Below are 356 nucleotides of genomic sequence, written 5' to 3'. Positions count from 1 at the left end.
CGATCTGCACGTGCGCGGTCTTGGCGGTGTAGCGGTCGATGACCTCTTCCAAGTCCTCGCCGTTCATCGACAGGTGGTACAGGTCCATCAGGAACCGGGTGTTGTCCAAACCGGTCGCCGCGTTGACCGCATCGACGATCTCGATCGCCTTGGGCGCCGAGACGATCGGGCACTTCGGCGACTCCGGCGCATTGAGCGCCTCGATCAGCAACGTCCCACCGACCTCGCCCACCGCACGCGCCGCGAACGCCAGATTCGCAAGCGCCAGCGCATCCTGCTCCGCCGCATCCACGCCCTCGACGCGGTTGCCGTACAGGGCGTTGAAGGTCGTGCAGCCCAGCGAGCGGGCGAACTCG

At 66.6% G+C, this 356-nt stretch carries 1 protein-coding gene; it reads right to left on the bottom strand.

What is annotated here, in order from left to right:
- On the bottom strand, positions 1 to 356 hold a 356-nt coding region (locus tag IG62_RS0141050), incomplete at both ends, for a TIM barrel protein (protein ID WP_030816429.1).

Origin of the sequence: Streptomyces sp. NRRL S-337, assembly GCF_000720175.1 — a bacterium.
Classification (GTDB): Bacteria; Actinomycetota; Actinomycetes; order Streptomycetales; family Streptomycetaceae; genus Streptomyces; species Streptomyces siderophoricus.
The sequence above is the reverse complement of the archived record's forward strand: the minus strand, read 5'-3'. Positions and strand labels throughout refer to the sequence as shown.